Genomic DNA, 5,377 nt, shown 5'->3' with positions numbered 1-5,377 from the left:
GGCGCCAGCCGTGTTGTTGGCGGCGGCCGGAGGCGTGGTCGCCTGGCGCTGCTGGGTCACGTTGGAGGATTGGCGGCCGACGCTGCTGCCGCCGCCAGCACGGCGGGCTTCGGCGTCAAACGACGCCGTCACCAGTGCCGCGCCGGAGATGGCGATCAGCGCCGCGGCGACAAACCGCGAAAGACAGAATTTGGACATAGGTTTGCTCCCTCGTACTCGCGCCCCTGCCGCCCCGTAGCAGCAGGAAGTCCCACGGACCGCAGGACCTTAGTCGCGACTTTTCTTACATTAATCTGAATACCGTAAGAATAACGGACAAGACGCCGCCCCACAAGTTCCCGCAGGGGCGGTGAAAATATCCAGATGGCCGGCGCGGATCAGCCCAGCTTCACGCCTTCGTGCAGGGCGGCGATACCAGCGGTCAGGTTGAAGTACTGCACCCGGTCCAGCCCGGCCGTGCGCAGCATGTCGGCCAGGGTTTCCTGGTCGGGGTGCATGCGGATGGATTCCGCCAGGTAGCGGTAGCTGGCCTCGTCCTTGGCGACCTTCTTGCCCAGCCAGGGCAGCACGTTGAAGGAATACCAGTCGTAGGCGGGCGCCAGGGGCTTGGCCACGCGCGAGAATTCCAGCACCAGCAGCTTGCCGCCCGGCTTCAGCACCCGGGTCATTTCAGCCAGGGCGCGGTCCTTGTGGGTCATGTTGCGCAGGCCGAAGGCCACGCTGACGCGGTCGAAATGGCCCGTGGGGAACGGCAGGCGCTCGGCGTCGCACACGGCGGTGGGAACCAGCAGGCCGGCGTCCGTCAGGCGGTCGCGGCCGACTCGCAGCATGGAATCGTTGATGTCGGTGAGCCAGACTTCGCCCGTGGGGCCGGCGCGCTTGGCGAAGGCTTTGGCCAAGTCGCCCGTGCCGCCGGCGATGTCCAGCACTTTCATGCCGGGACGGATGGCGGCGCGGCCAATGGTGAAGGCCTTCCAGACGCGGTGCAGCCCGGCCGACATGAAATCGTTCATGACGTCGTAGCGTTGCGCGACCGAATGGAACACTTCGGCGACTTTGCGGGCCTTTTCGCCTTCCGGCACGGTCTGGAAGCCGAAATGGGTGGATTGCGAGGAATCCGCGGAATGTTGCGATTCGGAGGGGTTTTGCATAGTGAATTCCCGATATATCGTTCAATGGTAGCCTATCGGGGTCCCTGCGGAGGCCCGCGGACGCCGACTATGACGCCCGGCGGTCACATACCTGAAATATTGCGGCCATACTATCGCAATGTTCGCGCCGCGCCGGCGCTCAGAAGTGTGCCCAATCCGCCATGTCCAGCACCATCCTCGTCGTCGAAGACGAACCCGCCATCCAGGAACTGATCGCCGTCAACCTGTCCTTCGCCGGACACAAGGTGCTGCGCGCCTTCGACGCCGACCAGGCCCAGACCCTGATCCGCGCCGAGCTTCCCGACCTGATCCTGCTGGACTGGATGCTGCCCGGCACCTCCGGCCTGGCCATGGCGCGCAAGCTGCGCAACGACGAGCGCACCCGTGCCGTCCCGGTCATCATGCTCACCGCCAAAGGCTCCGAGCAGGACAAAGTCGACGGCCTGGAGGCCGGCGCCGACGACTACATCACCAAGCCCTTCTCGCCCAAGGAGCTGATGGCGCGCATCAAAGCGGTGCTGCGCCGCCGCGCGCCCCAGCTGACCGACGACGTGATCGACGTAGGCGGCCTGAAGCTGGATCCCGTGACGCACCGCCTGTCCGGCAACAGCCAGTCGCTGCAGATCGGCCCCACCGAATTCCGCCTGCTGCATTTCTTCATGACCCACCCCGAACGCGTGTTCTCGCGCTCGCAGCTGCTGGACCAGGTCTGGGGCGACCACGTCTTCGTGGAAGAGCGCACGGTCGACGTGCACATCCGCCGCCTGCGCAAAGCCCTGGAACCCAGCGGCCACGACGCGCACGTGGAAACGGTCCGCGGCAGCGGCTACCGGTTTACGGCCCAGCTCCCCACGCGGTAAAACTCCCGCACGATGATCTGGCTGCGCACACTTTTCCTGGTCGCCCTGTGGGCGGCCGCTGCATTATTGGCCCAATGGCTCATCGGAGATCCGGCGGGCTGGATACTATTCTCCGTCGCGCTGGCCGCCATGCTGCTCTGGCGCAGCTGGCGCCTGCACCTGGTGTCACACTGGGCCAACCACCCGGACACCTCGCCGCCCGCGTCGGTCGGTCCCTGGGACGACATACTCGCCCCGCTGTACCGCTACACCCGCGCCCGGGCCCGTGAACTGAACGAAACTCAGAACACCATGCAGGGCATGCTGGCCGCCGCGCAAGCGCTGCCGGACGGCGCGGTGACCCTGAACGAGGATTTCCAGATCGACTGGTGCAACCGCATGGCGCGCCAGCATCTGGGCCTGCGCCTGCCGGCCGACCGCGGCCACAATCTGCTGAATCTGCTGCGCGCGCCCGAATTCGTGGAGTACGCGCACCGCCCGTCCTGGCCCGATCCCATCCTGGTGCGCCTGGGCCAGCAGGGCCAGGAGCGGCTGATGATGATGCAGCTGACGGCCTACGCCAGCAATCAGCGCCTGCTGATCACGCGCGACGTCACCCAGATCGAACGCCTGGAAACCACCCGCCGCGACTTCGTGGCCAACGTCTCGCATGAACTGCGCACGCCGCTGACGGTGCTGGCGGGCTTCCTGGAAACGTTGCGCGACATGCCCGCCGACGCCCTGCCCGCCGAACAGCGCGAGCAGTACATCGACATGATGCACGAGCAGGCCCAGCGCATGCAGGCCATCGTCGAAGACCTGCTGACCCTGTCCACGCTGGAGTCGTCGCCGGGCAGCGACCCGCGCGCCGTCAACATGGGCGCGCTGCTGCAGAAGGCGCGCCAGCAGATCGAGGCGCTGTCGGGGGGCCGCCATGTGCTGGAATGGCACATCGACGAATCCCTGGACGTGCTGGGCGCCGAGACCGAACTGACCTCGGCCCTGTCCAACCTGCTGACCAACGCCGTGCGCTACACGCCCGACGGCGGCACCATCACCGTGCGCTGGGAGCGCGAGGAAGACGGCGGCGCGCGCTACAGCGTGCAGGACACCGGCATCGGCATCCCCGCGCGCCATCTGCCCCGCCTGACCGAACGCTTCTACCGCGTCGACCGCGGCCGCTCGCGCGCGGTAGGCGGCACCGGCCTGGGGCTGGCGATCACCAAGCACATCGCCATGCGCCACGACGCCGAACTGCTGATCACCAGCGAACCCGGCAAGGGCAGCGTGTTTGCCCTGCGCTTTCCGCCCGACCGGATTGCCATCGACAGCGCGGCCTGAACCGCAAGGGCCTGTGCACGGTAAAAGGAATCTTGCACAGGCCCAGGCGCCGCGCGGATGGTAAATTTCCGCCCATGCGCATCCTGGTAATCGAAGACGAACCCAAACTGGCCGACTACCTCAAGAAGGGGCTGTCGGAGCAAAGCCACGTCGTGGACCTGGCCCGCGACGGCGTGGACGGACTGCATCTGGCGCTCGAAGGCGTCTACGACCTGATCGTGCTGGACGTAATGCTGCCGGGCGTGGACGGCTTCGGCGTGCTGGCCGCGGTGCGCGAACAGAAAGACACCCCCATCCTGATGCTGACCGCGCGCGACGCGGTCGAGGACCGCGTGCGCGGCCTGGAAGGCGGCGCCGACGACTATCTGGTCAAGCCCTTCGCCTTTTCGGAACTGCTGGCGCGGGTGCAGGCGCTGCTGCGCCGCGGACGCTCGCAGGAACCCACCCTGCTGCGCCTGGCCGACCTGGAACTGGACCTGGCCCGCCGTCGCGCCCAGCGCGGCGGCCGCCGCCTGGACCTGACCGCCAAGGAATTCAATCTGCTGGCCCTGCTGCTGCGCCGCCAGGGCCAGGTGCTGTCGCGCACCACCCTGGCCGAACAGGTCTGGGACATGAACTTCGACAGCGACACCAACGTCATCGACGTGGCAGTGCGGCGGCTGCGCAGCAAGCTGGACGATCCCTACGACACCAAATTGCTGCACACCGTGCGCGGCATGGGCTACGTGCTGGAATCGCGCCCCGTGGGTGGCCGCCCCGCATGAAGCCGCTGCGCGTGCGCTCCATGCAGGCGCGTCTGACCCTGCTGCTGGGCGCCATCGCCCTGCTGGTGTCCAGCCTGGCGGGAGCCACGCTGTTCTGGGCGCTCAAGCGCGAAGTGGAGCGTCAGGAAATCACCGAGGTCAGCGGCAAGCTGGAACTGATCGATCACCTGATCGACATGCAGAACAACGCCCGCGGCCTGAAAGACCTGGCCGCGACCTTCGACGAGATGCGCGCGGGCGAAGGCCAGCTGGGCATCTGGATCGTGGATGCGCGCGGCCACTCCGTTTACGGCGGCCCTGCGCCCGAGACGCTGGCGACCGGCGACGGCAGGCAGGTCGTGCTGCAGACCGCCGACGGCGGCCGCATGCGCGGCCTGCGGGTCGCCATGAACGACCGCATCCTGCCCGGCGCGCAGTTGACCGTGGCGGTCAGCACGCGCACCAGCTCGCAGTTCCTGTATGCCTACGGCACAGCGCTGGTGCTGATCTGCGCGCTGTGGGTGGGCGCTACCGTGGTGCTGGCGGCCTGGGCCGTGCGCCGCAGCATGGCGCCAGCGCGCAGGCTGTCCGAACAGGCCGCCAGCATCCAGCCCGACAACCTGGCGCGGCGCCTGCCGCTGGAACACACGGACCGCGAACTGCATGAGCTGGTGCGGTCTTTCAACCGCACGCTGGAACGGCTGCAGGCCGCCTACCAGCAGATGGAAGGCTTCAACGCCGACGTGGCGCACGAGCTGCGCACGCCGCTGGCCACGCTCATCAACGGCACGCAGGTCATGTTGTCGTCGCCGCGCGATGCGGCCGAACTGCGCGATGCGCTGGAATCCAATCTCGAAGAACTGGAAGACCTGAAGACCCTGGTCAACGACATGCTGTTCCTGGCGCGCGCCGACCGCGGCGAACGAGCCGCGGACCTGGCGCCGGTGTCGCTGGCCGCCGAAGCGCGGCGCGTGGCCGAATACTACGAAGCCATGCTGGAAGAAAGCGGCGTGCATCTGCGCTGCGAGGGCGACGCCACCGTGGCCGCCAACGCCGGACTGGTGCGGCGCGCACTGGCCAACCTGATCTCCAACGCCATCAAGGCCACGCCCCGCGGTGGCGAGATCGTGCTGGCCTGTTCGGCTTTGACCGCTGGCGCCCGGGTCGAAGTGCGCAACCCCGGCCCGCCCATTCCGTCCGCCGACCTGCCCCGCATCTTCGACCGCTTCTTCCGGTCCAGCCAGGCGCGCGCACCGCGCAGCGAAGGCCATGGCCTGGGCCTGGCCATCGTGCGCGCCATCGC

Annotated in this window: 5 protein-coding genes and 1 pseudogene; 4 read left to right on the top strand and 2 right to left on the bottom strand. The window is 67.7% G+C overall.

The window, feature by feature from the left end; all coding sequences use genetic code 11:
- Positions 1-198, bottom strand: a pseudogene (locus tag VIR09_RS10675) (Tim44 domain-containing protein); the annotation flags it as partial.
- 179 nt (positions 199-377) lie between these two features.
- Entirely contained in the window at positions 378-1,151 is a 774-nt protein-coding gene (ubiE, locus tag VIR09_RS10670; RefSeq protein WP_332012845.1) for a bifunctional demethylmenaquinone methyltransferase/2-methoxy-6-polyprenyl-1,4-benzoquinol methylase UbiE, read from the bottom strand.
- Between the two features lie 161 nt (positions 1,152-1,312).
- Here ubiE and phoB point away from each other — a divergent pair, with 161 nt between their 5' ends.
- From phoB to VIR09_RS10650, 4 genes are all read left to right on the top strand, one after another.
- Positions 1,313-2,011 carry a phosphate regulon transcriptional regulator PhoB gene (phoB, locus tag VIR09_RS10665; RefSeq protein ID WP_006227196.1) on the top strand — a complete coding sequence of 233 codons (699 nt, stop codon included), beginning with the start codon at positions 1,313-1,315 and terminating at the stop codon, positions 2,009-2,011.
- A gap of 12 nt (positions 2,012-2,023) precedes the next feature.
- A complete protein-coding gene (gene phoR, locus VIR09_RS10660) occupies positions 2,024-3,331 on the top strand; it encodes a phosphate regulon sensor histidine kinase PhoR (RefSeq protein WP_332012844.1) in 1,308 nt (435 codons plus the stop codon).
- A 74-nt stretch (positions 3,332-3,405) separates the two neighbouring features.
- The gene (locus VIR09_RS10655; RefSeq protein ID WP_332012843.1) at positions 3,406-4,095 is read left to right on the top strand and encodes a heavy metal response regulator transcription factor; all 690 of its coding nucleotides are present in this window, start codon (positions 3,406-3,408) and stop codon (positions 4,093-4,095) included.
- The coding region (locus tag VIR09_RS10650) for a heavy metal sensor histidine kinase (protein ID WP_332012842.1) at positions 4,092-5,377 on the top strand (1,286 nt) is incomplete at its 3' end. The genes VIR09_RS10655 and VIR09_RS10650, both read left to right, overlap by 4 nt.

It is taken from the genome of Achromobacter sp. (assembly GCF_036567245.1).
Lineage (GTDB): Bacteria > Pseudomonadota > Gammaproteobacteria > Burkholderiales > Burkholderiaceae_B > Achromobacter.
Note: the sequence above shows the minus strand (reverse complement) of the source record. Positions and strands in the feature narration are given on the sequence as shown.

Bases quoted from the DNA above. Each gene is read 5' to 3' on its own strand.
- ubiE (WP_332012845.1), bottom strand. From the start codon at position 1,151: ATGCAAAACCCCTCCGAATCGCAACATTCCGCGGATTCCTCGCAATCC.
- phoB (WP_006227196.1), top strand. From the start codon at position 1,313: ATGTCCAGCACCATCCTCGTCGTCGAAGACGAACCCGCCATCCAGGAA.
- phoR (WP_332012844.1), top strand. From the start codon at position 2,024: ATGATCTGGCTGCGCACACTTTTCCTGGTCGCCCTGTGGGCGGCCGCT.
- VIR09_RS10655 (WP_332012843.1), top strand. From the start codon at position 3,406: ATGCGCATCCTGGTAATCGAAGACGAACCCAAACTGGCCGACTACCTC.